This window comes from Serratia sp. AR11, assembly GCF_056376275.1.
This window is the reverse complement of the sequence record NZ_CM150739.1, coordinates 2,552,369-2,579,365: the sequence shown is the minus strand read 5'-3', so window position 1 is coordinate 2,579,365 and position 26,997 is coordinate 2,552,369. Positions and strand designations below refer to the sequence as shown.

General features: G+C 56.0%; 26 protein-coding genes. 17 read left to right on the top strand and 9 right to left on the bottom strand.

Going from position 1 to position 26,997, the window contains the following annotated elements; translation table 11 throughout:
* Positions 1–6: 6 nt before the first annotated feature.
* Entirely contained in the window at positions 7–897 is an 891-nt protein-coding gene (locus ACSOSI_RS12310) for a LysR family transcriptional regulator (protein WP_115184750.1), read from the bottom strand.
* Positions 898–1,042: 145 nt separating this feature from the next.
* Here ACSOSI_RS12310 and ACSOSI_RS12305 point away from each other — a divergent pair, with 145 nt between their 5' ends.
* Positions 1,043–2,308 carry an MFS transporter gene (locus ACSOSI_RS12305; RefSeq protein ID WP_172491196.1) on the top strand — a complete coding sequence of 422 codons (1,266 nt, stop codon included), beginning with the start codon at positions 1,043–1,045 and terminating at the stop codon, positions 2,306–2,308.
* Between the two features lie 155 nt (positions 2,309–2,463).
* Entirely contained in the window at positions 2,464–3,402 is a 939-nt protein-coding gene (gene tus / locus ACSOSI_RS12300) for a DNA replication terminus site-binding protein (protein ID WP_476707270.1), read from the top strand.
* A gap of 248 nt (positions 3,403–3,650) precedes the next feature.
* Here tus and fumC read toward each other — a convergent pair whose 3' ends face one another.
* Positions 3,651–5,048: a class II fumarate hydratase gene (gene fumC / locus ACSOSI_RS12295; RefSeq protein WP_115184753.1), complete on the bottom strand. Its 1,398-nt coding sequence runs from the start codon at positions 5,046–5,048 to the stop codon at positions 3,651–3,653.
* Positions 5,049–5,302: 254 nt separating this feature from the next.
* Positions 5,303–5,656, bottom strand: coding sequence for a hypothetical protein (locus ACSOSI_RS12290; RefSeq protein WP_476707165.1), 354 nt, complete (start codon positions 5,654–5,656; stop codon positions 5,303–5,305).
* Between the two features lie 453 nt (positions 5,657–6,109).
* On the opposite strand from ACSOSI_RS12290, the gene manA reads away from it, so the two are divergent.
* Together manA and ACSOSI_RS12280 are read left to right on the top strand one after the other, a co-directional pair.
* Positions 6,110–7,288 carry a mannose-6-phosphate isomerase gene (gene manA / locus ACSOSI_RS12285; protein ID WP_115184972.1) on the top strand — a complete coding sequence of 393 codons (1,179 nt, stop codon included), beginning with the start codon at positions 6,110–6,112 and terminating at the stop codon, positions 7,286–7,288.
* A 154-nt stretch (positions 7,289–7,442) separates the two neighbouring features.
* Positions 7,443–8,972 carry a YdgA family protein gene (locus ACSOSI_RS12280; RefSeq protein ID WP_476707164.1) on the top strand — a complete coding sequence of 510 codons (1,530 nt, stop codon included), beginning with the start codon at positions 7,443–7,445 and terminating at the stop codon, positions 8,970–8,972.
* A gap of 43 nt (positions 8,973–9,015) precedes the next feature.
* Here ACSOSI_RS12280 and ACSOSI_RS12275 read toward each other — a convergent pair whose 3' ends face one another.
* Positions 9,016–10,167, bottom strand: a complete 1,152-nt coding sequence (locus ACSOSI_RS12275) for a serine hydrolase domain-containing protein (protein ID WP_476707163.1) — start codon at positions 10,165–10,167, stop codon at positions 9,016–9,018.
* A gap of 102 nt (positions 10,168–10,269) precedes the next feature.
* Here ACSOSI_RS12275 and ACSOSI_RS12270 point away from each other — a divergent pair, with 102 nt between their 5' ends.
* On the top strand, positions 10,270–11,199 hold the full coding sequence (locus tag ACSOSI_RS12270; RefSeq protein WP_476707162.1) for a LysR family transcriptional regulator: 930 nt from the start codon (positions 10,270–10,272) through the stop codon (positions 11,197–11,199).
* Between the two features lie 11 nt (positions 11,200–11,210).
* Here ACSOSI_RS12270 and ampC read toward each other — a convergent pair whose 3' ends face one another.
* Positions 11,211–12,347 (bottom strand): class C beta-lactamase, encoded by a 1,137-nt coding sequence (gene ampC / locus ACSOSI_RS12265; protein ID WP_261098582.1) that lies wholly within the window; start codon positions 12,345–12,347, stop codon positions 11,211–11,213.
* 191 nt (positions 12,348–12,538) lie between these two features.
* Between ampC and ACSOSI_RS12260 the strand changes: the two genes are divergently transcribed.
* Positions 12,539–13,426, top strand: a complete 888-nt coding sequence (locus ACSOSI_RS12260) for a LysR family transcriptional regulator (protein ID WP_012145000.1) — start codon at positions 12,539–12,541, stop codon at positions 13,424–13,426.
* Positions 13,427–13,428: 2 nt separating this feature from the next.
* Here the strand turns inward: ACSOSI_RS12260 and ACSOSI_RS12255 are convergent, their stop codons facing one another.
* On the bottom strand, positions 13,429–14,460 hold the full coding sequence (locus tag ACSOSI_RS12255) for a Mal regulon transcriptional regulator MalI (RefSeq protein ID WP_017892712.1): 1,032 nt from the start codon (positions 14,458–14,460) through the stop codon (positions 13,429–13,431).
* A 225-nt stretch (positions 14,461–14,685) separates the two neighbouring features.
* Between ACSOSI_RS12255 and malX the strand changes: the two genes are divergently transcribed.
* On the top strand, positions 14,686–16,305 hold the full coding sequence (gene malX, locus ACSOSI_RS12250) for a maltose/glucose-specific PTS transporter subunit IIBC (RefSeq protein WP_476707161.1): 1,620 nt from the start codon (positions 14,686–14,688) through the stop codon (positions 16,303–16,305).
* A complete protein-coding gene (locus ACSOSI_RS12245) occupies positions 16,298–17,479 on the top strand; it encodes a MalY/PatB family protein (protein ID WP_476707160.1) in 1,182 nt (393 codons plus the stop codon). Before malX ends, ACSOSI_RS12245 begins: the two co-directional genes overlap by 8 nt.
* Positions 17,480–17,516: 37 nt before the next feature.
* On the opposite strand, the gene ACSOSI_RS12240 is transcribed toward ACSOSI_RS12245, so the two are convergent.
* Positions 17,517–17,885, bottom strand: coding sequence for an NUDIX hydrolase (locus ACSOSI_RS12240; protein WP_476707159.1), 369 nt, complete (start codon positions 17,883–17,885; stop codon positions 17,517–17,519).
* Complete coding sequence (locus tag ACSOSI_RS12235) at positions 17,882–18,478, bottom strand: NUDIX domain-containing protein (RefSeq protein WP_375190039.1); 597 nt, start codon at positions 18,476–18,478, stop codon at positions 17,882–17,884. The genes ACSOSI_RS12240 and ACSOSI_RS12235 overlap by 4 nt, the downstream gene beginning before the upstream one ends.
* Positions 18,479–18,578: 100 nt before the next feature.
* Between ACSOSI_RS12235 and ACSOSI_RS12230 the strand changes: the two genes are divergently transcribed.
* The 9 genes from ACSOSI_RS12230 to add all read left to right on the top strand — a co-directional run bounded on the left by ACSOSI_RS12230 (position 18,579) and on the right by add (position 25,785).
* Positions 18,579–19,334: a DeoR/GlpR family DNA-binding transcription regulator gene (locus ACSOSI_RS12230; protein WP_012144989.1), complete on the top strand. Its 756-nt coding sequence runs from the start codon at positions 18,579–18,581 to the stop codon at positions 19,332–19,334.
* Between the two features lie 384 nt (positions 19,335–19,718).
* Entirely contained in the window at positions 19,719–20,699 is a 981-nt protein-coding gene (locus tag ACSOSI_RS12225; protein ID WP_476707158.1) for a 6-phosphofructokinase, read from the top strand.
* Between the two features lie 10 nt (positions 20,700–20,709).
* Positions 20,710–21,024 (top strand): PTS sugar transporter subunit IIB, encoded by a 315-nt coding sequence (locus ACSOSI_RS12220; protein ID WP_012144987.1) that lies wholly within the window; start codon positions 20,710–20,712, stop codon positions 21,022–21,024.
* Positions 21,017–22,384 (top strand): PTS sugar transporter subunit IIC, encoded by a 1,368-nt coding sequence (locus tag ACSOSI_RS12215; protein ID WP_012144986.1) that lies wholly within the window; start codon positions 21,017–21,019, stop codon positions 22,382–22,384. Before ACSOSI_RS12220 ends, ACSOSI_RS12215 begins: the two co-directional genes overlap by 8 nt.
* On the top strand, positions 22,371–23,213 hold the full coding sequence (locus ACSOSI_RS12210) for a class II fructose-bisphosphate aldolase (RefSeq protein ID WP_115184764.1): 843 nt from the start codon (positions 22,371–22,373) through the stop codon (positions 23,211–23,213). The genes ACSOSI_RS12215 and ACSOSI_RS12210 overlap by 14 nt, the downstream gene beginning before the upstream one ends.
* Before the next feature lie 74 nt (positions 23,214–23,287).
* Positions 23,288–23,557, top strand: coding sequence for a hypothetical protein (locus ACSOSI_RS12205; protein WP_476707157.1), 270 nt, complete (start codon positions 23,288–23,290; stop codon positions 23,555–23,557).
* A 9-nt stretch (positions 23,558–23,566) separates the two neighbouring features.
* Positions 23,567–24,004 (top strand): PTS sugar transporter subunit IIA, encoded by a 438-nt coding sequence (locus tag ACSOSI_RS12200; protein ID WP_012144983.1) that lies wholly within the window; start codon positions 23,567–23,569, stop codon positions 24,002–24,004.
* Positions 24,001–24,597 carry a P-loop nucleotide/nucleoside kinase family protein gene (locus tag ACSOSI_RS12195; RefSeq protein WP_261408013.1) on the top strand — a complete coding sequence of 199 codons (597 nt, stop codon included), beginning with the start codon at positions 24,001–24,003 and terminating at the stop codon, positions 24,595–24,597. Before ACSOSI_RS12200 ends, ACSOSI_RS12195 begins: the two co-directional genes overlap by 4 nt.
* Before the next feature lie 189 nt (positions 24,598–24,786).
* A complete protein-coding gene (add, locus tag ACSOSI_RS12190) occupies positions 24,787–25,785 on the top strand; it encodes an adenosine deaminase (protein WP_476707156.1) in 999 nt (332 codons plus the stop codon).
* A 203-nt stretch (positions 25,786–25,988) separates the two neighbouring features.
* Here add and ACSOSI_RS12185 read toward each other — a convergent pair whose 3' ends face one another.
* Positions 25,989–26,987, bottom strand: coding sequence for a bile acid:sodium symporter family protein (locus tag ACSOSI_RS12185; RefSeq protein WP_012144980.1), 999 nt, complete (start codon positions 26,985–26,987; stop codon positions 25,989–25,991).
* Positions 26,988–26,997: the final 10 nt, after the last annotated feature.

The window sequence follows — 26,997 nt, the reverse complement described above, 5'->3', positions numbered from 1 at the left end:
TGGCTTTCAGGGCAACAGTAACGCCATCAGGGATTTGGCCGCTGCCGTCAGGGGGCGTTGGCGGTGATGTACCAACCAAACCTCGGTCATCGCCTCAGGCTCCGCCAGCGGTAAATATTGCACGCCGTCGATTTTAACCCGCGCGAAAGACGCCGGCAGAATCGAGATGCCCAAGCCGGAGGAGACCAGGCCGATAATGGTCATCGCCTCACCGACTTCCTGGGTGATATAAGGGGTGATACCCGCTTTGGCCAGCAGCGACAAGATCTCGTCATGCAGCGCGGTTCCTACTTCACGCGAGAAAAAGACAAAGGGTTCTTCCGCCAGATGTTGGAAGCGCAGCGTACCGGGTGCCACATGGGTTAGCGGATGCCCTTCCGGTACCACCGCCACCAAGGGTTCACACAGTAAAAGCTGATGCTTTAACACGTCCGGTAAGCGCGTGTTGCGCATCACGCCCAGATCCAGCTCGCCATTAAGTAAGGGTTCGATCTGCTGCTTGGTGTTCACTTCGCGCATCTTGATGTGCACCTGTGAGTGCTGCTGACGAAAAGCTCGCAGGCTGCGCGATACCACGCTGATAAAAGGGGCCGAAGAGGTGAAACCTATGGTCAACTCACCCAGTTCGCCACGTTCCAACCGCGCCGCTTTCTCGGCAGCGCGACTCACCTGATCAAGCACCTGATAGGCCTCTTTCAGAAACATGTCTCCCGCCTGCGTCAGGCTGACATTGCGGTTGTTACGTGCCAGCAGGCGTGCGCCGACCATTTCCTCCAGCGCCTGAATTTGCTGGCTAAGCGGCGGCTGAGAGATACGCAGACGTTCTGCGGCCCGACCAAAATGCAACTCTTCCGCCACGGCGACAAAATAACGCAGATGCCTCAATTCGATATTCATACTTTAAACGTCTCAATTTTAATTATTAATATATTAGACAAAAAACTGGCCCCTCCCTATGATTTTGTTAACTCATAATGTGTTGATATATACCCTAGTTCGGTAAGGAAAAACTGTGACAACCCCTGTGCGTTCTGCGGCCGGTATGCCGTCGACGCTGGCCGCCAACGACGATGCGGCTGCTGCGCCAAAAACCCGACGCTCCACCCTTAACAAACTTCCCTACATCGAACGCGGAACGCCGCAGTTTATGCGCGTTACTTTGGCGTTGTTTTCCGCCGGCCTGGCCACTTTCGCCTTGCTGTATTGCGTGCAGCCGATCCTGCCGGTTCTGTCTCAGGACTTTGGCATCTCCCCGGCGGAAAGCAGCCTGTCGCTGTCAGTTTCCACCGGGTTATTGGCGATCGGCCTGATGTTTACCGGCCCGCTGTCCGACGCCATCGGCCGTAAATCAGTGATGGTGGTGGCGCTGCTGCTGGCGGCTATTTGCACCCTGATTTGCGCCTTTATGACCAGTTGGCATGGCATTCTGCTGATGCGCGCGCTGATAGGCCTTTCACTTAGTGGCGTCGCCGCCGTTGGCATGACCTACCTGAGCGAAGAGATCCATCCCAGCTTTGTCGCCTTTTCGATGGGGCTGTATATCAGCGGTAACTCCATCGGCGGCATGAGCGGCCGCCTGGTGACGGGGGTACTGACCGACTTCTTCTCCTGGCGGGTATCGCTGGCGGTGATCGGCCTGTTCGCGCTGGCCGCGGCCTGCATGTTTTGGCGTATTTTGCCCGAATCAAAACATTTTCGGGCCAGTTCGTTGCGTCCGCGCACCCTGCTTATTAACTTCCGCCTGCATTGGCATGACAAAGGCTTACCACTGCTGTTTGCCGAAGGTTTTCTGCTGATGGGCAGTTTTGTCACCATGTTCAACTATATTGGCTACCGCCTGCTGGCGGATCCTTATCACCTCAGCCAGGCGATAGTGGGTTTGTTGTCGGTGGTGTATCTGACCGGTTCCTACAGTTCGCCGAAGGCCGGAGCCATGACCTCCCGTTTTGGCCGTGGGCCGGTGCTGTTGGCGTCGACACTGATTATGCTGATCGGGATCCTGATTACCGCGCTGGCACCGGTAGCGGTTATTTTCATTGGCATGATGCTGTTCACCGCCGGTTTCTTTGCTGCCCATTCGGTTGCCAGCAGTTGGATTGGTCGCCGCGCGCGCCGTGCCAAGGGCCAGGCATCTTCACTTTACCTGTTCTGTTATTACGTGGGTTCCAGCGTCGCCGGTACCCTCGGCGGCGTGTTCTGGCACAGTTTCGGCTGGAATGGCGTGGTGGCCTTTATCAGCGTGATGCTGTTGTTGGCCCTGTTGGTCGTGCATTACCTGAAGAAACTGCCGGAAGCGGCCCGCGTTTAACCCCTGCCTTACCGCCTGCCTCTCGTGCAGGCGGTAACCCCCTTAAAACCGCTGCCAGGCTGGACTACTCGGTATCCCTGCTCACACTGCTGCCGATGTTGCCCTTTCGTTTGCTACTCTCTTATTATATGTTGTAACTAAAATGGGAGTGCATGATGGATAAATACGGTTTAATAGGTAGGATGAATGCTTGTTTCAGCGAACTGGAACAGGCACTAACGGGCCTCCACCAGCAGATCCTGCCATTGCGCTTGCTGGCTGGGCGGGTGTTTAGCCTGCCCGAAATAGAGAAAGGCAAGGAACATGACGCGGTGGCACAGATTGCCGTCGAACAGCATGTTGGCCTGGCCGCACGCGATTTGGCGCTGGAGCACTATCAGCGGCTGTTTATCCATCACAACAAGCACAACATCAGTAGCAAAGCGGCAGTGCGCCTGCCCGGTGTCATTTGCCTGGCGGTGGAGCAGCCGGAATACCTGGCGCTGCAACAGCAAATTACCCTGATTAACCGGCTGAAGGCCGAACTGGAACAGATCATCACCGTCGACTCCGGCCTGGCACCAGAGCAACGCTTTGACTTTGTCCACACTCACCTGCATGGCTTAATCACCCTTAGCGCCTATCGTACCCTCACCCTGTTAACCAATCCGGATTCGGTGCGTTTTGGCTGGGCCAACAAGCATATTATCAAGAACGTGAAACGCGACGATATTCTGGCTCAATTGGAAAAAAGCCTGAAAGCCGGACGTGCGGTGCCGCCCCATAATCGCGAACAATGGGCCGAACTGGTTAGCCGTGAGATCGACGATGTCAGTCGCCTGCCGCAGCAGACGGTGCTAAAAATCAAACGGCCGGTAAAAGTGCAACCCATCGCCCGGGTGTGGTATCAGCCGCAGCAAAAACAGGTGCAGCACCCCTGCCCGCTGCCGCTGATTGCCCTGTGCCAGGTAGAAAACGGCGCTCAGTTACCGAAAATTGGCGAATTGCTCAATTACGACGCCGCGGCGGTCAAACATAAATACAAACCCGATGCCAGACCGCTGCGGCTGCTGGTCAAACGACTGCATTTATATACCGACGTTCCCGAACGCTGAGGCTGCACACTCGCAGACGATGACCATCCGGCTCCAGGCATTTCTCTCAATAAAAAAGGCTTACCTCAAGTAAGCCCCAGACTACTGACAAAGCCCGTTATTAGGGAGAGCGTGCCGAAGGGGTCGTAGCGGCTTGCCCGCCGGAGCGCCCCTCGGTGCGCTAGGCCCGGGTATCTCGGATTCAAAGACAACTTTGTCGCCAAACTAAGGCTTACCTCAAGTAAGCCCTTTGCCACTGGTGCTATCAATTACTTCTTCATGCTGCCGACCATATCTTCCGGGCGCACCCACAGGTCGAATTCCTCTTCGGTCAGGTAGCCCAGCTTCAGCGCCGAGGCTTTCAGCGTCAGGCCTTCCTTGTGCGCTTTCTTGGCGATTTCTGCCGCTTTGTCATAACCAATATGGGTATTGAGCGCGGTCACCAGCATCAGTGACTCATTCAGCAACTGGCTGATGCGGTCACGGTTAGGTTCGATACCCACCGCACAGTGCTCATTAAAGCCCTGCATACCGTCGGCCAGCAGGCGAATGGATTGCAAATAGTTGTGGATCACCATCGGTCGGAACACGTTTAACTCAAAGTTGCCGGAAGCACCGCCGATATTCACCGCTACGTCGTTGCCCAGCACCTGTGCGCACAGCATGGTCATCGCTTCGCACTGGGTTGGGTTGACCTTGCCCGGCATGATGGAACTGCCCGGTTCGTTTTCCGGAATCGAAATTTCCCCGATGCCGCAACGCGGGCCGGAGGATAACCAGCGTACATCGTTGGCAATTTTCATCAGCGAAGCCGCCAGCCCTTTCAGCGCGCCGTGGCCGTGCACCAACGCATCGCAGGTGGCCAGCGCTTCAAATTTGTTGGGTGCGGTAACGAACGGCTGCCCGGTCAGGTCAGCCAGCGCCTTGGCAACGCGAACCGCGTATTCCGGATGGGTATTCAACCCGGTACCCACGGCGGTACCGCCCAACGCCAGCTCACTGATATGCGGGATACTGGCTTCAATGTGCTGCAGATTATGCGCCAGCATGGCTGCCCAGCCGGAAATCTCCTGGCCGAGGGTCAACGGGGTCGCATCCTGCAAATGGGTACGGCCAATTTTGACGATATCGCGGTAGGCCTCTGCCTTGTCGCTCAGGGTTTTATGCAGCACTTTCAGTTCGGGGATCAGGTGCTCACGCACCGCGATCACCGCGGCCACGTGCATCGCGGTTGGGAACACGTCATTGGAACTCTGGCTCTTGTTGACGTCGTCGTTCGGATGCACTCGACGCTCTTCGCCACGGACCCCGCCCAACAGCTCACTGGCACGGTTGGCCAACACTTCATTCATATTCATGTTGGTCTGGGTGCCGGAGCCGGTTTGCCAAATCGACAAGGGGAATTCATTGGCATGTTGATCCGCCAGCACTTCATCGGCGGCGCTGATAATGGCATTGGCACGCTCGGCAGGCAGTAAACCCAGGTCCATATTCACGCTGGCCGCCGCGCGTTTGGTCAACGCCAGCGCATGGATCAAGGCGGTCGGCATCTTTTCAGAAGAAATACGGAAGTGCTCCAGAGAACGCTGAGTTTGCGCCCCCCATAGCCGATCGGCCGGCACTTCAATCGGGCCCATAGAGTCTTTTTCAATACGAACGGCAGCCATCACGATCTCCTTAGTACAATTCCTAAAAATGTACGATTACGCCAACGCGCTCATGCCCGCCGGCACACCCCAACCAGTATAGTGACATAATAACTATTCGCATTAAGAGAGTTGGCTCACAGCATTTTTTCTCCATATGTCCCGTTTATTGTACGGCCATTATTGGCTGGTGAATTTTCTCGCTCCGCAAGATGAACATCAGCAATAAAAAAAGCGCCGCCTGGCGCTCTGATTATTTATTTTCAGTCAGAAGATTAATGGTGATGTTGATCATAGGCATTAATTCTCTGGTCCTGCAGATGATTGATTTCATCATAAGCGTCCTGACGTTCATTATGGCGATAGACCCCCGCCCCCACCGCACCGACAGCAGCGGCAACCGGGTGAGCAACCGGTGTTGCCACCACCGGCGCAGCAGACACCACGACTGGCATCGGCGTGACTACCACCGGCCGCGGTACAACCACCACCGGACGTGGCGCTACGATCACCGGTCTTGGCGCCACCACCACCGGCCGGGCAATCCCATACCCATAGGCATGAGTGACCACCACGGCCGCATTGGCCCCGGAAGTACAGAGCAACAGGGCCAGTAACATTTTTTTCATCATCGCCTCAGTATTAATAATATTTAAATGGGGTTATAGGCGAGCACTGTATAGCGGCATTGCCTATTAAATTTAGCTAGCCGTGTGGTTGCCAATAGAAACGGAATAATTATGATGAGAAAGATATTCAGCCGGTAATAATTCAATGCAAAAAACACAGTTTGAAATATGCAGCAGTGATATGGGCCAAAATATTCAGACCTTCACTTTCTGCCAGAAGATATATTCAATAGCAAATTCATTGGCGTTTTTTTAAACTCTATTTACTCCGTAGTCACCGAAGGCGCAATTGTGACGGCGGTTGCTATCACGTTATACTTTGCCGGCCTTGGGCCACTTGTTTGATCGCGCCCCGCTTCCACGCCACCGTTCGCGTGTAGGATAAGGCGCACAAGGTTTTTAACAGTCAGCTACTACCGCCCCTGGCGGCGAACGCAAAGGATGTTTATCAAGATGCAAAAAATGACCAACGCAGTGCAAAACTATGCATGGGGCAGCCACGACGCGTTAACCCGGCTTTATGGCATCGCCAACCCACAAGGGCAGCCGATGGCGGAGCTGTGGATGGGCGCTCATCCGAAAAGCAGCTCCCGCGTGGCCGGTGCCGACGGTAATTTGCGCTCGTTGCGCGACGTGATTGATGAAGATCAGCCCAAACAACTGGGTGCCGACGTTGCCCGCCGCTTTGGTGAGTTGCCATTCCTGTTCAAGGTGCTGTGTGCCGACCAGCCGCTGTCTATTCAGGTGCACCCGAGCAAATCGGCCGCAGAAACCGGTTTTGCCAAAGAAAATGCCGCCGGTATTCCACTGGACGCGGCTGAACGCAACTATAAAGATCCTAACCACAAGCCGGAGCTGGTGTTCGCCCTGACGCCTTTCCTGGCGATGAATGGCTTCCGCGAACTGTCCGACATTGTTTCCCTGCTGCAGCCGATCGCCGGAGCCCATCATGATATCGCCGCCTTCCTGCAACAGCCGGATGTCAGCCATCTGTCGTCCCTGTTTGCCAGCCTGCTGGCGATGAGCGGCGAACAGAAATCGCTGGCGCTGGGCGTGCTGAAGGCCGCACTGAATAACCAACAGGGTGAAACCTGGGACACGATTCGCTTTATCGCCGGTTTTTATCCGGACGACAGCGGCCTGTTCTCGCCGCTGCTGCTGAACGTGGTACAGCTCCAACCGGGTGAAGCGATGTTCCTGTATGCCGAAACGCCGCATGCCTACCTGAAGGGCGTGGCGCTGGAAGTAATGGCTAACTCGGACAACGTGCTGCGTGCCGGTCTGACACCTAAATTCATCGATATTCCAGAACTGTTAGCCAACCTGCAGTTCCGTCCACAGCCGGCATCCGGCCTGCTGACCCAGCCGCAAAAGCGCGGTGACGAACTGTTCTTCCCGATCCCGGTTGAAGACTTCGCCTTCTCACTGCATGACCTTTCCGCCGCCCCACAGGCGCTGGCGCAAAATAGCGCGGCCATTGTGTTCTGCGTTGAAGGTGAAGCGGTCTTAACCAAACAGGATCAGCAACTGGTGCTCAAGCCGGGTGAATCCTGCTTTATCGGCGCGTTCGAATCGCCGGTCAGCGTCAGTGGCAGCGGCCGAATCGCCCGCGTTTATAACCTGTTGTCGTAAACACTCGGTAAATTTCCGCAAATTGGTTGCTGAAAGAGTGGCTTACCTTCACAATTAAACGCCTGCGGGTAAACGCCTGCCGGCGTTTTTTATTGGCCCAAATTTGCCCATCCATCTGTTTGCAACAGATGGCTTTATAAGGATGAACAGAACTATGAAAAAATCGTTAGTCGCTGTTAGCGTCATTGTGGTTCTTGGCGCAGCATGGACCGGGGCTTCCTGGTACACCGGCAAACTGATCGAACAACGGATGGGTGAAGTGGTTGATAACGCCAACAGCCAGCTGAAAGCCTACCTGCCGAAAGCGGGAGTCAAACTGGGTTATGAAAATTACCAACGCGGTATTTTCAGCAGTAAAATTCGCTATGTACTGCGTGCCGACGGCAGCGTCACCACCGACGATGCTCCGCTGAAAGCCGGTGACGAAGTGGCGTTTATGGAAACCATCGACCATGGCCCCTTCCCGTTTGCCCAGTTGAAAAAATTCAACCTGCTGCCAAGCATGGCGTCGGTGCATACCGAGCTGGAAAATACCCCGGCGACCAAGGGCCTGTTTGAAATCACCAAGGGCAAATCGCTGTTCACCGCCGATTCCCGTATCTCCTACAGTGGTGATACCTCGTCTGCCATTGACGTGATCCCGCTGGAATACCAGAAAGACAAGTCCTCGCTGAAGTTTAGCGGTGCGACCATCAATGCCGACGTGTCCCGCGATATGAAAGCCATCACTCTGGACGCCAGCAGCGACAACGCGGTGATCAGCGGCCCGAACCAGTTTGGTCAGACCGAGCAGGTTCAGCTGCAGGGCTTCTCGCTGAAAAGCCAGACCCACGCCGGGCAGTTCGATCTCAGCCTGGGCAACCAGAACATGGAGTTGAAACAGGTCAAGGTTGCCGTTGACGGTAAAGAGACCCTGACGCTGGACGGCTTCAAGCTGGCAAGCCAATTCGGGGAGAAAGACACTAACCTGAACGGCCAGATTGATTACACCATGGACGCGCTGAAGATCCAGAACAGCGACTTCGGCTCCGGCAAGCTGTCGCTGAAAATCGACAAACTGGATGCCAAATCGCTGAAAGAGTTTGCTGACCGTTACAACCAGCAGGCCATGCAGATGCTGCAACAGGCGCAGACCATGGATCCGGTTGCCTATCAGCAACAAACCACCGATATCCTGCTGCAGAACCTGCCGCTGCTGTTGAAGGGTAACCCAAGCATCAGCATTGCTCCACTAAGCTGGAAAAACAGCAAGGGTGAAAGTACCTTTACCCTGAATCTGGACCTGACCGATCCTGCGCAAGCCGGTTCCCCGGCAGAATCACCGGATCAGCTGATTGCCCGTTCAGTGAAAAAACTGGACGCTAATCTGAGCATTCCAGTGGCGATGGCGACCGAAACCACTTCGCAAACCGCGTTACTGCAAGGCTATAGCGCCGAAGAAGCGCAGAAACTGGCGCAGCAACAGGTGCAGGGTCTGGCGGCCATGGGGCAGATGTTCAAATTGACCACGCTGAAAGACGGGGTGATCGGCAGCAGCTTCCATTACGCCGACAACCAGGTTGATCTGAACGGCAACAAAATGTCGCTGCAAGAGTTTATCGGCACCTTTGGCCTGTTGGGTGCACCTGGCCCGGTCGAAACTCCGGCTCCGGACGCAGTCCCTGCTCCGGCACCCGCCCAGTAATATTTCCCCTCGGGGCCCGCTTGCTCGGGCCCCTGTTTTATCCTTAATCGCCGTACACCGCATCGCGTATCTGCTGAGGATACATCCCGCTCATGCCTTCAAACGCCGTGTTGGTCAGCGCCACCACGCTCAATGCCGCCTGCGGATCGTAAAACCAACTGTGTCCATAAACGCCACCCCACTGCAGGGTGCCGTTGTGCTGTGGCGTCGCCGCCAACTGGGCATCCACCAGCACCGCCCCACCAAAACCAAAGCCCCAGCCCGGCCCCTGAACCTCAGCCTCGGCCCCGACATGCGGCTGGCGCATCAGCTCCACGCTGGCCGGCTGTAAAATGCCCTCACCGCCGCTGCGTAACGTCTCCACCATGCGCAGCACGTCGTCAGCATCACCGACCATACCCGCCCCGCCAGAGGCAAAAGCCGACGGATCAAGCGCTCGTGACGGCGACATTTCGATATCAAAGCCAAACTCCTCCGGCAGTGTCAGCAGCATGCCATCCAGTAAAGGTTCCGGCCTGGTGGCGGTATCGTGATACGCGGTCGCCAGGTTGGCGGCGTCACTGGTGTAGAAACCGGTATTGCCCAATCCCAACGGCTGCGCGACCCAGTGTTCGAACACCTGCGGCAACGGCTTGCCCGCCACCTGCTCCAGCACCGCTCCCAGCACGTCGATCGCCAGAGAATAATGAAATTCGCTGCCGGGTTCCGCCAACAGATCCGCCTGCGCCAACAGACGTAAATTCTGCTCCAGCGTCAGCGACGACAACGCCAGTCCATCTTGAATACCCAACTGCTGGTACGGCCCATCAACGGGCTGATTAAAACGATAGCCCAGTCCGGCGCTGTGGCTGAGCAAGTGGCGGATTTTAATTTCTGGCTGACGGCCATCGGCCAACGACGGAGTGAACCAGGGCAGCCAGCGGCTGACCGCGTCATCCAGCCCCAGCTTGTGCTGTTCGACCATGCGCATCGCCGCCAGTGTGATATAGGGCTTGGACACTGACGACAGTCGAAACTGTGTTTCACGACGCATCAACTTCTGTTGTTCTCGGTCGGCGTAACCGCTAGCCTCGGCGTAAATGACCTTGCCGTGCTGCGCCACCAGCACCACGCTGCCAACGATGCGCTGTTCGGCTATCGCTTTCTGGCTAACCGCCTGTACTCTTTTTATTAATGACTGATTCAGTTCCGACATGTTTTGTTGCTCTCTAAGGGATAATAAAATCAGTCTAAAACGATTATTATAAATTTAAACACCCAATTACTTAATGAATCATTAAGCAGGAATTACTGATAGATGAGTTCACTGTTGCAGTTACTGCCGTTTTTCGAAGCCGTTGCCCGGCTGGGCAGCTTTACTCAGGCGGCCAGTCAGTTAGGCGTCACCCCACCCGCGGTGTCGCAAAACATTCAGGCGTTGGAAACCCGGCTTGGCGTACGGCTGTTCAACCGCACCAGTCGGTCGGTGCGGCTAAGCGATGAGGGCCGCCTTTTTTACCAACGGGTGGCACCGGCGATGGGCCAAATAGAGGGGGCCGCAGACGACGTTCGCACCCTGCGTGGTCACCCTTCCGGCCTGCTGCGCATTACCCTGCCGCAGTTGGCCGCCTCGCTGTTGGTGATGCCTCATCTGGCAGAGTTTCAGGCGCTTTACCCCGAGGTGCAGCTTGAACTGTTTACCGACGACCACTTTTCCGATTTGGTGTTGGACAGTTTCGATGCCGGTATCCGCATGCACGCCATGTTGCCAAAAGACATGATTGCAGTGCCGATCGACAACGGACAACGGCGGATGATTATCGCCACGCCCGGCTATCTGGCGCAGTACGGCACACCACTGACGCCGCAGGCACTGTACGAGCACAACTGCCTGCGCTACCGTTTCCCCGTTAGCGGTAAGTTTGAGCCATGGTATTTCAGGCAGGATGAAGAGCTATTAATGCTGGAGTTCAGCGGCAGCCAGATATTTAATGAAGATCGCCTGATTAAAGACGCCGCGTTGGCGGGATTAGGCATTACCCAGCGCTTTAGCGGCACGGTGCAACGCGAACTAAACAGTGGACAACTGGTGGAAATACTGGCCGATTATGGCAGCGACTTCCCCGGGTTTTTCATCTACTTTCCGGCCAGTCGGCATATGCCGCTCAAGCTGCGGGTATTTGTTGATTTTATGCGGGAAAAGCGGGCGCAACAGTCATCGTCTCAGGACGCCATTACAGCGTCCTGAGAGGCCATTAATTAACGTTTATCCAGCGCCTGTATCAACTGGTAGGTGGCCGCAACCCGATCGTCGTTCGGGAACCATTTGTTGGCCAGCATCACCACGGCAATTTTCTTCGATGGGATGAATACCGCATAGGTGGAGAACCCACCGGTCGAACCGGTTTTATTGTACCAGGCAGCGCCCTGATCCTGCTTCGGTGGCGTGATGGCGGTGGCCGGAGTGCCGTTCATGATCATCCCGGCGTTGTTGCCTTCCGTCAGCGTCGTCAACTTTTCCGGATAAACGTAGCTTTCCCACATCAGATCCTGGGTGAACACCCCGGCCCGGTAATAACCGGTATGGGTAGCTGCCAGTGCCTTACGCCACTTATCCCCCACCTTGGCCACCTGCATGTTGGCTTCAAGGTAACGGATCAGATCCTCGGCATTGGATTTGATGCCGTAGGATTCTGCGTCCAACGGGCCGGGGGTGACTCGCACCGGTTGGTCTTTCTTGTTGTAGCCCTGCGCGTAATTATCCATCTGCGCAGCCGGAACATTAACGTAGCTGTGGTTCATGCCCAAAGCCGGCAGCAGCTGTTTTTCCATCGCCTGCGCAAAGGGCTGGTTCAGGCTTTTGGCGGTGATCATCCCCAGCATGCCAATACCCAGGTTGGAATAAACCCGATAACTCCCCACGGCATGTGGTGGCTGCCAGTTTTTGTAATACGCCATCAATTGCGCGTCATTGGTCACTTCGTCCGGGACAAACAGCGGCAAGCCGGAGGTGTGTGTCGCCAGGTTCAGCAGGCTGACACGGTCAAAGGCGCTGCCACGCAGCTCAGGCAGGTAATGGCTGGCCGGTTCGGCGAACGACAGTTTGCCCTCATTTTGCGCATAGGCCGCCAGCGTGGCGGTGAAGGTTTTGCTCAATGAGCCCACTTCAAACAGGGTCTGGTTGGTGATCGGCTTGCCGGTCTGTTTTGACGCCACACCATAATCATAAAACTGCTGTTTCCCGTCCACCGACACGGCGATGGCCATGCCCGGCACGCCATATTTTTGCATCAGCGGCTGAATAATGGCGTCAATCTCGGCTTTGTCGGCAGCATGGCCTGCCGGCAGGATCATTGCGGCCAACAACGCGGCCGCCAGGCGATTTATTTTGGTCATGTGAAAGCTCTTGGTTTGCAGGGTATCGGCCGATGGCAAAAGATTTTATTGCCTGTCGACGCGAAGATATCCTTGGATGATGGTGTTATTCCTTTTCTGACTGCGTTAATTCCGCACCAGCAGGCTAAATATCAGGGTTTATCCCTGGGTTGACAAGCGATAAGAATTTCAGCCAGCATAAAGAAAAACTTATGGCTAACTTTATGCGTAACCGACTTCCCCTCAATGCCCTGCGAGCGTTTGAATCCTCCGCCCGTCACCTGAACTTTACCCGCGCCGGGCTGGAACTGAGCGTCACCCAGGCTGCCGTCAGCCAGCAGGTGCGTATGCTGGAACAGCAACTGGGTATTCAGCTGTTCCGCCGTCTGCCGCGTGGGTTGGATTTGACCGAAGAAGGACAGGCACTGTTGCCGATATTGACCGACGCTTTCGACCGCATTGAATCGGTGTTGCAACAGTTTGAAGGCGGGCATTTCCATGAGGTGCTGACGGTAGCCGTGGTCGGTACCTTTGCCGTCGGCTGGCTGATGCCCCGTCTGGCGGCGTTCAGAGAGTCGCATCCGTTTATCGACCTGCGGGTGTTAACCAACAATAACCTGGTTAATTTGTCCGCCGACGGGATGGACTTCGCTATCCGTTTCGGTGAAGGGCGCTGGCCGGCAACCCACAACCTCAAATTGTTTGATGCCCCGCTGACGGTGCTGTGCCCGCCGGAGGTTGCCGCCCGCCTCCACAGTCCGCAGGATTTGCAACACGAGCGGCTGATGCGCAGCTACCGCAAGGACGAATGGGAACGCTGGTTTACCGCAGCACAGGTCACGCCGTGGCGGATTAACGGCCCGGTGTTCGACTCTTCCCGGCTGATGGTGGAAGGGGCGATCCACAGCGGCGGTGTAGCGCTGGCCCCAGCGCGCATGTTTGCTCGGGAGCTGCGTGAAGGTCTGTTACAGCGCCCTTTCAGCGCCGAAGCGGATCTCGGCGGCTACTGGCTGACCCACCTGAAATCACGCGATATGACCCCGGCAATGAAAGTGTTTGTCAGTTGGATCCAGCAACAGGTCACGGATGAACAACAATGAGGTCAGGCCGAGCCGCGCTTGATCAGCAACGGCGGCAGGATCACGTTTTGCGGCGGTAAGTCGGCGTCGGCAATCCGTTGCAGCAAGCGTGAGGCGGCGCTGCGTCCCACTTCCCGCGCGGAACTGGAGACCAGCGTCAGCGGCGGTTCGGTCAGTTCGGCCTCAGGCACGTCGCCGAAACCAATCAGCGCCACCTGCTGGCCGTAATAGGTATCCACACCCTCAGAACCGATGCTGCGCCCACTACGCACAATGCCAAAATAGGCGCCCAATGCCACCGACGCCTTGTGGCAAACCAGCGCGCTGATATTGGGATGTTGCCGTAGCAGGTTTTCCGCCGCCTCCGCCGCGGCCCGTTGATGGCAGTCACATTCGACAATCCAGTCGGAGCGGAAAGGCAGGCCATATTGCACCAGCGTGGCACAAAAGCCCCCCAGCCGTTCGGCGCGGGTTAACGAACTGCCTTGTCCGCCCAGATAGGCGATTTGGCTGTGACCGCGTTTGATCAGAAATTCGGTGGCCATTTTAGCCGCCTGCATATTGTCCGGCCGCACCACGTCGACCCCTTCCAGCCCATTAGAGCGCGCTGCGCACACCAGCGGCACGCCCTGCTCCGCAGCCTTTTCCTTCAGGCCCTCAGCCGAGCGTACGCCGCCCGCCAGCACCATGCCGTCAATGCCGTGCTCGAGCAAAGTATCAAAACAGCGCATCAGCCCCTTGCCGTCGCGACCGCTTTGAGTCAGAAACAGCACTTTGCCGTGCGCCTCCAGCACCTCGCTCAGGCCCGCGGTCATTTCCGCATAAAACGGCTCGCAGATATCACGCAGGATCAGCCCAATCACCCCCGACTCGCCACCACGTAGCGTCGCCGCCTGACGGTTGCGCACGTAGCCCAAGCGCTCAATCGCCTGGTTCACCCGCGCCACGGTGGTGGGTGAAATACGCCCTTTGCCGCTCAGCACCAGCGAAACGGTAGTGACCGAGACGCCGGCCTGCTGTGCGACATCGGTGATGGTGATCTTTTTGATGGTCATGACCTCTGCAAGCCCGATCCTGGGCATTCTGCCTGGTAAGGCAAATGGTATACCGAATCTGTTTGGTCAGTAAAACGTTTTACTGGCCTTGCCATTGTCGCCGTAAAGTGCACGCCGGAATTGTGATTAGCGGCGCATTTTTGCTAGGTAAAACGTTTTATCTTATTTTTACCTAACAGGGGTACACACCACTTTCGCACGTTTTTTCGCCAGGAGCCGCCGGTTATGCCAGCACCTAAAAAACAAAAAATCACGCTCTGGGAGTTTTTCCAGAGCCTGGGCAAAACATTCATGCTGCCCGTCGCCTTGCTGTCGTTCTGCGGCATCATGCTGGGCATCGGCAGTTCGCTAAGCAGCCGCGATGTCATCACCCTGCTGCCGTTTATCGGCCACCCTGCTTTCCAGTTGCTGTTCACCTGGATGAGCAAGATCGGCTCCTTTGCCTTTAGCTTCCTGCCGGTGATGTTCGCCATCGCCATTCCGCTGGGCATGGCGCGTGAAAACAAAGGGGTCGCCGCGTTCTCCGGCTTTGTCGGCTTCGCGGTGCTGAATCTGGCCACCAACTTCTATCTGACCACCACCGGTATTTTGCCCACTACCGATCCGCTGGTACTGAAAGCCAACAACATCCAAAACATTCTCGGGATCCAGTCGATTGATACCGGCATTCTGGGTGCGGTGATCGTCGGGATTATCGTTTATCAATTGCATGAGCGTTTCCACAACATTCGCCTGCCGGATGCGCTGGCATTTTTCGGCGGCACCCGTTTTGTGCCGATCGTCACTACCCTGGTACTGGGTCTGTGTGGTTTGGTGATCCCGCTGATCTGGCCGTGGTTCGCCGCCGGCATTACCGGTCTGGGCTGGGTGATCAACAGCGCCGGTGCCTTTGGCCCGATGCTGTTCGGCACCGGTGAACGTCTGCTGTTACCGTTCGGCCTGCAACATATTCTGGTGGCGCTGATCCGCTTTACCGAAGCGGGCGGCACGCTGGACGTCTGCGGCCATAGCGTGAGCGGCGCGCTGACCATTTTCCAGGCGCAACTCTCTTGCCCGACCACCACCGGCTTTGCTGAAAGCGCCACCCGCTTCCTGTCCCAGGGCAAGATGCCGGCCTTCCTCGGCGGTCTGCCGGGTGCGGCGCTGGCGATGTACCACTGCGCCAAGCCGGAAAACCGCCATAAGATTAAGGGCCTGCTGATCTCCGGCGTAGTGGCCTGCGTGGTCGGTGGCACCACCGAACCGATCGAGTTCCTGTTCCTGTTTGTCGCGCCTTTCCTCTACCTCATTCACGCCGTCCTGACCGGGCTGGGCTTCACCGTGATGGCGCTGCTGGGCGTGACCATCGGCAATACCGACGGTAATATCATCGACTTCGTGGTGTTCGGCATTCTGCACGGTACCGCCACCAAGTGGTATCTGGTGCCGATCGTCGCGGCCATTTGGTTCGCTGCCTACTACGCCATTTTCCGTTTCTCCATTCAGCGCTTTAATATCAAAACGCCGGGCCGCGAGAGCGAAACCACCGCCAGCCAGAGCGCATCCGCGGGCCCGGTCGGCAAATCCGGCTATAACGTACCGGCTATTTTGGCGGCGCTGGGCGGCAGTGAGAATATTGTTTCGCTGGATAACTGCATTACCCGTCTGCGCCTGTCGGTCGACGACATGAGCAAGGTGGATGACGCCGCGCTGAAGGCCAATCGCGCCATCGGCGTGGTACACCTCAACGAGCACAATCTGCAGGTGGTGATCGGCCCGCAGGTGCAATCGGTGAAAGATGAATTAGACTCACTGATAGCGGCAGCGCCTCCTGCTGCGGCCCTGCAGGGAGCGTCAAATGTTTGATTTTTCCACCCCGGTCGATCGCCACGGCACCTGGTGCACGCAATGGGATTATATCGCTGACCGCTTTGGCAGCGATGACCTGCTGCCGTTCACCATCTCCGATATGGATTTCGCCACCGCCCCCTGCATTCTCGAGGCGCTGCAACAGCGCCTGCAGCATGGCGTGCTGGGCTACAGTCGCTGGCAGCATGAAGATTTCCTCGGCGCGGTGCGCCACTGGTATCAGCAGCGCTTCAATACGTCCATCGACACCCAGATGGCGGTGTATGGCCCGTCGGTGATCTACATGGTGGCGCAGTTAATCCGCCTGTGGTCGGCACCGGGGGAATACGTCGTCACCCACACCCCGGCCTATGACGCGTTTTATAAAGTGATCCTCGGTAATCAGCGCCAACTGCTGGCCTGCCCGTTGCACAAAGACGGCAACGACTGGCAGTGTGATATGGCCCACCTGGAAGCGTTGCTGGCACGGCCGCAAACCAAAATTCTGCTGCTGTGCAGCCCGCATAACCCGACCGGTAAGGTGTGGCGCACAGAGGAATTACAGCAAATGGCCGAGCTGTGTGAACGCCATGAGGTGCGGGTGATCAGCGATGAGATCCATATGGATATGGTGTGGGGCGAGCAACGCCATACGCCGTGGAGCCAGGTTGCCAGCACGCCCTGGGCACTGCTGACCTCCGGCTCCAAAACCTTCAATATCCCGGCGTTGACCGGGGCCTACGGCTTTATCAGCGATGATGCCGCGCGCGACGCCTACAGCCAGCAACTCAAGGCCCGCGACGGGCTGTCTTCCCCGGCGGTGTTGGCGGTATTGGCGCATATTGCCGCTTATCGCCACGGCGAACCCTGGCTGGACGCGCTGCGCGATTACCTGCAGGACAACCTGACCTACGTCGCCGAAAGGCTCCAGCAGGCGTTCCCGCAACTGGCCTGGCAACCGCCGCAATCGACCTATCTGGCCTGGATCGATCTGCGCCCGTTGGGCATTGACGACCAACAGTTACAGCAGGTGCTGATCGAGCGTGAGAAGGTCGCCATTATGCCGGGGTTCACCTACGGCGAAGAAGGCCGTGGCTTCCTGCGGCTGAACGTCGGTTGTCCGCGCAGCAAGGTAGAGGCCGGTATGGATAAGCTGATTAACGGAATGAAATTTGTGTTGGACGAGGTTTAATCCACAGAGGCAGGCGAAAGCCTGCCTTTCCAGATGCTTACAACGCCACCTGCGGAATATCGTCCAGACGGTAATTAACGCCTAATCCTCGCTCATTGGCCAGCCGCACGTCGTTATCTGCCCCCGCCGACGCCCCGTCAATGCGATAGACCGCCTGGCACTGAGCAATCAGCCGATGAGCCACCGGGTAGAGATACTCCTCGCAAATGGCATCGCCATGTTGGGTTGAACCGGCCGCCGCCGCCAGCGGTAACGCCAGCCATTCGCCAATTACCGGGACATGACCGCGCTGGTAGACCTCCAGCGCCGCCTGCTCCAACCGCTGTAAATTAGCAGCAATCCGCTGCGCGTCGCCATCGGTACCGCTCCGATAAGGGCCGGCAATCAAAATCAGTTGAGCTTTCATAACACATTCCTCAGGGTGTGATTCAGGGCGACAAACTGCAACAGCATGATGGTTTTGGCATCGACGATGGTCCCCTGCGCAATAGCGCTCAAGGCCTCTGTCAGTGGCAGTTCAATCACCTCCAGGTCTTCGCCTTCCGCTTCCACCCCGCCGCCATCACTGACCCGGTCGGCGGCATGGTATTCACCGACAAAGAAATGCAACTTCTCGGTGACGGAGCCTGGGCTCATATAGGCCTCAAACACCTTTTGCACGTTCTGCACGATATAGCCGGTTTCTTCTTCCGCTTCGGCGCGGATACGCTCTTCCGGCGAAGCATTGTCCAACAGACCGGCGGCAGCCTCGATCAGCATGCCGTCGTGGCCGTTGACGAACACCGGGAAGCGAAACTGACGCGTCAGCACTACCGTCTGCGCCTGCCGGTTAAACAGCAAAATGGTCGCGCCGTCACCGCGATCGTAGGTTTCGCGACTTTGCCGCTGCCATACGCCATCGCGGCGTAAAAAATCAAAGGTGGTTTTTTTCAGCAGATACCAGTCATCGGACAACACCCGGGTTTCGATAATGCGAACCCGTTCTTTGGTGGTTATCATGTTGGTCAACTCCAGGGTCAGGAAAGGAAATTGATACTATCGTGCAGTTTCGTGTATGATCAAGGCATTTCGTGCAGTGGAAATTTAACGGGAAAACACCATGCTCACCAGCCAACGTAAAAAAATCATTCTGGAAAAACTGGCCGAGGACGGACAGGTTGTGGCCAAACAGCTCAGTGAGATGTTCGGGTTATCCGAGGATACTCTGCGGCGTGACTTGCGTGAGCTGGACAGCGAAGGACTGTTGCAACGGGTACACGGCGGTGCGCTGCCGGTCTCCCCGGCGATTGCCACCTTTGCCGAAAGAAACGGGCAGGAATCCACCGCCAAGCGGGCGATTGCCAAAGCCGCGGCGGCCATGATCGCCCCCGGGCAGGTGGTGATTATTGATGGCGGTACCACCTCCGCAGAACTGGTGAAACACCTGCCACCCACGCTGGAAGCCACCATCGTCACCCACAGCCCCAGCGTGGCGGTCGGCCTGGTTGATCACCCCAAAGTTGAGGTGATCCTGATTGGTGGGCGGTTGTACAAACATTCGATTGTCAGCGTGGGCGCGGCGGCGGTTGAGGCGATGTCGCACATTCGCGCCGATCTCTACTTTATGGGCGTGACCGGCGTACACCCGACCGCCGGCCTGAGCACCGGCGATCTCGAAGAGGCCTATATCAAACGCGCTTTGGCAGCGCGCGCAGCCGAAACCGTAGTGTTGGCCTCTGCCGCCAAGCTGAATGCCGCCTCGCAGTATGCGATTGGCGATCTCAGCCTGGCACAGAGCATTATTGTCGAACGTTCGACCGACGCCACGCTGATTGCCCCGCTGGAACAGGCCGGGTTGACGGTAATCAAAGCCTGAGTGGCCTGCGCAATTAAATGACCTAATAAATACGTGGCTATTAAAACTTCCGCGTATTTATTATGGTTAATCTCCGCACGTCGGATAAAAATGCGAGAACAATCACACTTCATTAAACTTATTTCCTCCTGGCGAGTCACTTTCCCCTTGGCAAATAATTTCATAACAACTCAAATGTAACGTGATGATTATTAATAAATAGTGTTTAAATCCCGGTTATAGCCCCCAAATAAAAACGAGATCTCCCTCTCAAAAACCTCACCCATCATCAGCATATCAAGGTCATTCACGAAAATATTTGTGATTGTTTTGTGATATCGCCTGCAAATTTTAGCGATGCCAAAAATGACAATGAGCTCCACGGAACAGATTGGGAGCAGGCATATGAAAATCGGTGTGGTAATAAGCGGCGGCGACGTCACCGGTATCAATAACTTTATATTCCAGGTCGCGAGACTGACGCAGGCAGATATCATTCTGTTTAACGGCGGAATACCCGGATTATTGGCCAATCATCATCAAGCTATCAGTCATCGTGACCTGGTTGATTACGCTATTTCACCAATGCCAATAATGTCTTCCGGCCGCACGGCCAAAAAACTGGTCGCCAATGAATATGAAACCATCAGCAAACAGCTTAAGGCTTTGCACATTGATGTGCTTATTATGGCCGGTGGCGACGGTTCGCTACAGTTTTTAAATACCCTCAGTGAATTTGGCGTTAACTGTTTTGGCGTAGGCATGACCATCGACAATGATGTTTTTGGCAGCCTTTACAGCATTGGTTTTTCCACCGCCTGCGAACAGGTGATCAAAGAGGTTTCCAAACTGCGTAACACCGGGCGCGCCCTGCCCGGACGGGTGTTTATGATTGAACTGCTTGGCGGTTACTGCGGGGAACTGACGCTGCAGGCGGCGATCAAATCCAATGCCGACTTTGCCCTGATCCCGGAATGCCAATATGCCTTAAGCCAACTGGCAGATAAAATAAGCCAGCGACTGGAACAACAAAATAGCGTTATTATTTTATGTTCAGAAGGCTATACCAAAGAATATTCACCGGGTTTTCAGGGTGCCATCGACACCATGATTAAACAGCTTGAGCCAAAAATTGGTGTGCGCATCCGTAAAACCATTATGGGGTATGGCCTGCGCAATGGTGAGCCTACCTGTGAAGAGATTTATCAGGGCACTATTATGGCCAGCGAAGTGGTTCGCTGTATTCACTCCGGCATGAAAAACAAGGCGGTCATTATTAATTCCGCTAACCAACCCATCCCTATTGATTTAATCAGCATGCAAAAACGTTTGGTTGATACCGAAGGACACCATTATAAACTCGCCAGGCAATTAAATATAATCTGAGGAGAGACTCATGCTTAAAATACTGTGCGTATGTGGCTGTGGCCTCGGCTCCAGCTTTGCCATCGAAATGAGCGCAAGAGCGGTGCTGAAAAAATTAGAGATTGAGGCAGATATTGATCACACCACTATCTCTGAGGCCAGCGCCTTTAAATCAGACATTATTCTGACCCAAAAAACCTTCGCCGACATTTTAAATGCCGACGCCAGCGAAGAAGAAAAGAAACGGGTGATTATTCTCCACCGGCTCACCGATAAGGCGGAAATTGAGCAAAAGATTGTGGCCTTTTTGAAAGAGCGCGATATGAAGGAAGCCCACCATGAATAGCCTGATTGACTTTATCGTCAAGGACCTGCTCGGTCAGGCTTCGATCCTGATCGCCTTTATTGCCATGCTGGGGCTGATACTGCAGAAAAAATCCACCGGGAAAGTGGCCGAGGGCACCTTTAAAACCCTGTTGGGCTTTCTGATCATGATGGCGGGCATCAACATTATTGTCGGCGCCCTGACCTATTTGAACAGCATCTTCACCCACGGCTTCGGCATGACCGGCTACATCACCGACGTCGCCGCCATTGCTGGTCTGGCCAACCGCGAACTCGGCTCGGAAGTGGCGATGACGCTGATGGTGATATTCGCGGTGAATATCATTATTGCGCGTATCACCCCGTTCAAATACATCTTCCTGACCGGGCAAGCCTTGCTGTGGATGGCCACCATAGGGGCGGTGATCGGCTATAAAGCGGGGCTAACCGGCCTGCCACTGATCCTGACCGGTGGCATATTTGGCGGCGTGATGGCGGTGTTAATGCCGGCGTTGGCGCAGCCGGTGGTGCGCAAGATTACCGGTTCGGATGATGTCGCTTTGGGGCATTTCTGCACCATCGGCTATCTGGTGCAGGCGGCGGTCGCCAAAGTGGTCGGTAAAGGATCCCGCTCAACCGAAGATCTGGAACTGCCCGACAACTTCAAGTTCCTGCAGGACACCTACCTGTCGATGGCGGTGGTGATGATCCCGATGTATCTGATCCCCGCACTGGCCGCCGGCCCGCAGTACATCGCCCAGTATGCCGGCGGCATGAATTATCTGATGTACTCCTTTATGCAGGCCATCCAGTTTGTTGCCGGGGTATTTATCCTCTACAGCGGCGTGCGTCTGCTGCTCAATGAGTTGGTCCCGGCCTTTCGCGGCATCGCCATGCGCATCGTACCGGACGCCAAACCGGCGCTGGACTGCCCGGTACTCTTCCCCTACGCCCCGAACGCGGTGATCGTTGGCTTCCTGGCTACCACCCTGGGTTCCATCATCGGCATGATCGTTTTCCCGATGTTCGGGCTGGCGATGATCCTGCCCGGCCTGCTGACCAACTTCTTCGCCGGAGGCACCGCTGGCATCTTCGGCAATGCGCTTGGCGGCCGACGCGGCGCCATGATCGGCGGCGTGGTCCACGGCCTGTTTATCACCTTCCTGCCCGCCATTCTGGTGCCAATGCTGGAAAGCTACGGCTTTGTCGGCGTGACCTTCAGCGACTCCGACGTCATCAGTAGCGGCCTGGTGATGGGGCATGCCTTCCAGGGTAACTGGCTGTTCATCGCTCTGTTCATCATCTTCGTCACGCTGATTGCGTGGTTTGTTAACGGTAAATCAACCAAGCACCATGAGGAAAAAGTCCATGAAACTCTATAACTTCAACGAGCTGTTGTCCGTAGCCAAAGCCCGTGATTTCAAGGCAATAGGTTCATTCAACCTCCACTGTCTGGAGATGCTGCCGGCCTTTTTCAAAGCGGCCAGGGACACCCACAGCCCGCTGATGATCCAGATTTCAACCGGCACCGCCGAGTATCTGGGCTACAAACTGCTGGTTGATTCGGTACGCTCACTGGCAGAGAGTGAAGATGTGCCCACCTGCCTGCATCTGGATCACTGCTCGGATATCGCCTCCATCGTGACCGCGATCGACGCCGGTTTCAGTTCGGTGATGTACGACGGTTCTCACCTGGAAATGGACGAAAACATCGCCAATACCCGCAAGGTGATCGACATTGCACGCCAGCGCAACGTTTCGGTTGAGGCCGAATTGGGCGCTATCGGCGGCTCGGAGGACGGCAAAGCGGTGGCGGAAGAAGACATCACCTTTACCACGGTGGAAGACGCCAAACGCTTTGTCGATGAAACCGGGGTCGACATGTTGGCCGTCTCGGTCGGTACCGTTCACGGCATGTACACCGGTAAGGCACATATCCAGCATCAGCGGCTGGCGGAAATCACCGCGGCCACCCGTACCCCACTGGTCCTGCACGGCGGTACCGGAGTCAGCGATGAGGACATGCGACGAGCAGTGGCAGGCGGCATTGAAAAGGTCAATGTGGGCACCGAGATGAACGTGCAATGGGTCGGCCGCTGCATGCAAACATTCGAAAAGGGCAAGGTGAATGACAGCGTGCGCAAATTCCTGATCCCGGCCAATAATGCCGTCACCCAGGTATTAACGGAAAAGATCGGCCTGTTTAGATAATCACTGCCCCGTTCTCTTTTTAATATAACCCTACAACCCTGGTGCCCCGGCGCCCGTCGGGGCTGGAGAATACTATGCTTAATTTTATGAAATTACAGCGAAATAAAAAGGCCGCACCTGATGCGCAAAACGATGCTGAAGCCAATGATATATCAGCCGAAATAACATTGCTGGAGCAGCAATTGGCAGCCACGCCGGCAAACGGCGAAATTCATAAAACATTAATGCTGGCCTATAATCGGGCATTAAAGATTTATGCCAAAAATAAAAATCACCGTCAGCAAATCGATGTGGTTTTTATCAAAATGGACGAGCTGCGCAATATTATCAGGAAGTCTCTTTGAGGGAACATGATGACCATTAAACAACTGTTGATCGAGGCCGGAGCAATACAGGTCGGCGTGCAGGAAACGGACTGGAAAAAGGTGATTGAGTTGGCGGCACAGCCTTTGGTCGAGAACGGCTATATTCACCCTTCCTATCACCAGGCGGTGATCAGTAATACGCTGGCCCATGGCGCTTATTATGTGTTTGATGAGGGGATTGCCATCCCCCATGCCCGGCCGGAATGTGGCGTGATCAAAGATTGTTTCAGCATGGTGCTGCTGGATCAGCCTGTCGCCTTTCAGGACAGTGAAAAGGCCGATATTGTCATCCTGTTCGGCGCAACGGACAGCAACCGGCATATTGAAGAAGGCATCCGGGCGATCGTCGAGTTACTGGACAACAAACAGCGGCTCGATAAACTGCGCGCCGCCAAACTGTGGCAAGAGGTGGTAGAAATCTTATGACTGCGCTAACTGACAGCGGCGACAAAACCGTTATTTTGGTCAATGGCATTCCGGCTTCTGGCAAGAGCACCCTCGCTCGTGCGCTGGCGCAGCACTTTGGCCTGCCTTATTTGAGCCTCGACGGCATCAAGGAACCCTTTATGGCGCAGCTGGACAACGTGGATCGTGAGCTTAATCGTCGGCTAGGTTACGCCGCCTATCAGGCCATTTGGTCTATGGTGGCGCAGGCACCGCAGCGCTGTATCTATGTGATTGACGCCTGGTATGGCTTTCAACCCAGAGAGTTGCTGCGCAAATACCTGCGCGAAGCGGGCGTGACTCAGGTTTTGGAAGTGTGGAATCAGATCTCCGCGGAGTTGGCGGCCGAACGCTATGCTGCCCGCCTCGGCCAGCGATCGGCAGGCCACCCCGGCGCAGAATATTTGCCTGAGCTGCGGGCGCTGGCGGAACGTGCCATGCCGATGGCCATCGGTCCGGTGATCCGCGTTGATCAAGCGCTACCGCTGGAGATCGGCAAAATTACGCATTGGCTGGCGCTGCATGGCGTAGCCGATAACAACGATGAAAATATCACTAAACTGAGGGTCGGCTGATGGGGTCAACTCACAGTTTACCTGTCGGATCGCGGGGGCGATTTTTCTCCCGCCTTCGCCTGAAAATGCGGCACCAGTCGCAATTAATGTGATTACAGTCACTTTTTTATGCAACGACATGGCAATTTTCATCATTTTGTTTTTATACTGATCTGCACTTTACCTACAACAAAATAACGAGTGCACATCATGATTGACTCCCGCCTTCCGCTGACCGACATCCACCGTCACCTCGACGGTAACATTCGTGCGCAAACCATCCTCGACCTGGGCCGTCAGTTTAACCTTGCCCTGCCAGCCGACGAACTGGAAGCCCTGCGTCCGCACGTGCAAATCACCCATGCCGAACCGGATCTGGTCAGCTTCTTGCAAAAGCTGGACTGGGGGGTGGCGGTGCTGGGGGATTTGGAAGCCTGCCGCCGGGTCGCTTACGAAAACGTTGAGGACGCCGCTAACGCCGGTCTGCACTACGCCGAACTGCGTTTTTCGCCGTATTACATGGCGATGAAGCACCAGTTACCGGTGGCCGGGGTGGTAGAAGCCGTGATTGATGGCATTCGTTCCGGCTCCCGCGATTTGGGCATTGATGTGCGCCTGATCGGCATCATGAGCCGTACCTTCGGCGAGGCCGCCTGCTTGCAGGAGCTGGAAGGTCTGCTGGCACACCGTGACGGTATTACCGCGCTGGATCTGGCCGGTGACGAACTCGGCTTCCCGGGTGGTCTGTTCCTCAACCACTTTAACCGCGCCCGTGACGCCGGGTTGCGTATCACCGTGCACGCCGGTGAAGCCGCCGGCCCGGAAAGCATCTGGCAGGCGATCCGTGAGTTGGGCGCAGAGCGCATCGGCCACGGGGTGAAAGCCGTTGAAGATCCGGCATTAATGGACTTCCTGGCGGAACACGGCATTGGTATCGAGTCTTGCCTGACTTCCAACATTCAGACCAGCACCGTGGCTTCTCTGGCGCAGCATCCGCTGGCGAAGTTCCTGCGTCACGGCGTCATGGCGTCGATCAACACCGACGATCCGGCGGTTCAGGGCATAGAAATTGAGCATGAATACCTGGTAGCGGCACCACAGGCCGGGCTGACGCCGGCGGAGATCCGCACCGCTCAGGAAAACGGCCTGAAAATGGCGTTCCTCAGCGAGCAGGAAAAGCAGGCGCTGCGCGATAAAGTCCGCGCCTGATTGAATGGAATAACGGGCGCTCTTACGCGTAATACTTGCCAGTTGAGGCGATATTGTTCCCTCTCCTTTGGGAGAGGGTTAGGGTGAGGGGATACATGCAGAATTGATGCAAAGCCCCTCACCCCGGCCCTCTCCCCATGGAGAGGGGGACGCCCACTTAAGCCACGACGTAGATTCTTATTACGCGATTTCGCGCCCATTTTTTACTTGGCTGTCTGCACTTCTGCACGCTGTTTGGCGGTTTTGCGCGCATAGCGCTGGGCCAGCACGGCACACACCATCAATTGCACCTGATGGAAAATCATCAGCGGCAACACCATCGCACCCACTGCCGCCGCCGGGAACAGCACGTTAGCCATCGGGATACCGTTCGCCAGGCTCTTTTTCGAACCGCAGAACACTATGGTGATCTCGTCAGCGGTGTTGAATCCCAGCCAACGCGCGGCATAGGTGTTAATAATCAGTACCACCGTCAGCAGCACCAGAGACATCACCAGGATGGTCAGCAGCGACCAGCCGTCAATCTTGTGCCAAATGCCCTCTACCACCGCGGCGCTAAAGGCGGTATACACCACCAGCAAAATCGATGACCGGTCAGTAAGATTAATCAGCTTGCGGTGGCGATCGACCCATTTGCCGATCAGCGGCCGTGCCAGATGGCCCACCACAAACGGCACCATCAGTTTCAAAATGATCGAACCGATGGCGTGCAATACGTCAGTATCACCGCCCTGGGTGTGCATCAGTGCGCCCACCAGCAGCGGCGAGAGGAAAACGCCGAGGATGCTGGATGCCGAAGCGCTGCATACCGCCGCCGCCACGTTACCGCCCGCCGCCGAAGTGAAGGCAATCGCCGACTGAACCGTCGCCGGCAGCGCACACAGGTAAAGGAAGCCCATATAGACCGTCGGCGTCATCAGCCCCGGCACCATCAAATTCATCGCCAGCCCCAGCAGTGGGAACAGCGCAAAGGTACTGAGGAACACCACCAGATGCAGCTTCCAGTGGCCCATGCCGGCGATAATCGCCTCACGCGACAGCTTGGCACCATGCATAAAAAACAGCAGCGCGATGGCGGCGGTGGTCAGACGATCAAAGAAGGTTTTCCATATCCCTTCGCAGGGGAAAACCGAGGCGACGATCACCACCAGAATCAAAACCAGCAAAAATTTATCAATGCGCAGACGTTGCAACCAGGACATGGAACCGGAT

Bases quoted from the DNA above. Each gene is read 5' to 3' on its own strand.
- ACSOSI_RS12310 (WP_115184750.1), bottom strand. From the start codon at position 897: ATGAATATCGAATTGAGGCATCTGCGTTATTTTGTCGCCGTGGCGGAA.
- ACSOSI_RS12305 (WP_172491196.1), top strand. From the start codon at position 1,043: ATGCCGTCGACGCTGGCCGCCAACGACGATGCGGCTGCTGCGCCAAAA.
- tus (WP_476707270.1), top strand. From the start codon at position 2,464: ATGGATAAATACGGTTTAATAGGTAGGATGAATGCTTGTTTCAGCGAA.
- fumC (WP_115184753.1), bottom strand. From the start codon at position 5,048: ATGGCTGCCGTTCGTATTGAAAAAGACTCTATGGGCCCGATTGAAGTG.
- ACSOSI_RS12290 (WP_476707165.1), bottom strand. From the start codon at position 5,656: ATGAAAAAAATGTTACTGGCCCTGTTGCTCTGTACTTCCGGGGCCAAT.
- manA (WP_115184972.1), top strand. From the start codon at position 6,110: ATGCAAAAAATGACCAACGCAGTGCAAAACTATGCATGGGGCAGCCAC.
- ACSOSI_RS12280 (WP_476707164.1), top strand. From the start codon at position 7,443: ATGAAAAAATCGTTAGTCGCTGTTAGCGTCATTGTGGTTCTTGGCGCA.
- ACSOSI_RS12275 (WP_476707163.1), bottom strand. From the start codon at position 10,167: ATGTCGGAACTGAATCAGTCATTAATAAAAAGAGTACAGGCGGTTAGC.
- ACSOSI_RS12270 (WP_476707162.1), top strand. From the start codon at position 10,270: ATGAGTTCACTGTTGCAGTTACTGCCGTTTTTCGAAGCCGTTGCCCGG.
- ampC (WP_261098582.1), bottom strand. From the start codon at position 12,347: ATGACCAAAATAAATCGCCTGGCGGCCGCGTTGTTGGCCGCAATGATC.
- ACSOSI_RS12260 (WP_012145000.1), top strand. From the start codon at position 12,539: ATGGCTAACTTTATGCGTAACCGACTTCCCCTCAATGCCCTGCGAGCG.
- ACSOSI_RS12255 (WP_017892712.1), bottom strand. From the start codon at position 14,460: ATGACCATCAAAAAGATCACCATCACCGATGTCGCACAGCAGGCCGGC.
- malX (WP_476707161.1), top strand. From the start codon at position 14,686: ATGCCAGCACCTAAAAAACAAAAAATCACGCTCTGGGAGTTTTTCCAG.
- ACSOSI_RS12245 (WP_476707160.1), top strand. From the start codon at position 16,298: ATGTTTGATTTTTCCACCCCGGTCGATCGCCACGGCACCTGGTGCACG.
- ACSOSI_RS12240 (WP_476707159.1), bottom strand. From the start codon at position 17,885: ATGAAAGCTCAACTGATTTTGATTGCCGGCCCTTATCGGAGCGGTACC.
- ACSOSI_RS12235 (WP_375190039.1), bottom strand. From the start codon at position 18,478: ATGATAACCACCAAAGAACGGGTTCGCATTATCGAAACCCGGGTGTTG.
- ACSOSI_RS12230 (WP_012144989.1), top strand. From the start codon at position 18,579: ATGCTCACCAGCCAACGTAAAAAAATCATTCTGGAAAAACTGGCCGAG.
- ACSOSI_RS12225 (WP_476707158.1), top strand. From the start codon at position 19,719: ATGAAAATCGGTGTGGTAATAAGCGGCGGCGACGTCACCGGTATCAAT.
- ACSOSI_RS12220 (WP_012144987.1), top strand. From the start codon at position 20,710: ATGCTTAAAATACTGTGCGTATGTGGCTGTGGCCTCGGCTCCAGCTTT.
- ACSOSI_RS12215 (WP_012144986.1), top strand. From the start codon at position 21,017: ATGAATAGCCTGATTGACTTTATCGTCAAGGACCTGCTCGGTCAGGCT.
- ACSOSI_RS12210 (WP_115184764.1), top strand. From the start codon at position 22,371: ATGAAACTCTATAACTTCAACGAGCTGTTGTCCGTAGCCAAAGCCCGT.
- ACSOSI_RS12205 (WP_476707157.1), top strand. From the start codon at position 23,288: ATGCTTAATTTTATGAAATTACAGCGAAATAAAAAGGCCGCACCTGAT.
- ACSOSI_RS12200 (WP_012144983.1), top strand. From the start codon at position 23,567: ATGACCATTAAACAACTGTTGATCGAGGCCGGAGCAATACAGGTCGGC.
- ACSOSI_RS12195 (WP_261408013.1), top strand. From the start codon at position 24,001: ATGACTGCGCTAACTGACAGCGGCGACAAAACCGTTATTTTGGTCAAT.
- add (WP_476707156.1), top strand. From the start codon at position 24,787: ATGATTGACTCCCGCCTTCCGCTGACCGACATCCACCGTCACCTCGAC.
- ACSOSI_RS12185 (WP_012144980.1), bottom strand. From the start codon at position 26,987: ATGTCCTGGTTGCAACGTCTGCGCATTGATAAATTTTTGCTGGTTTTG.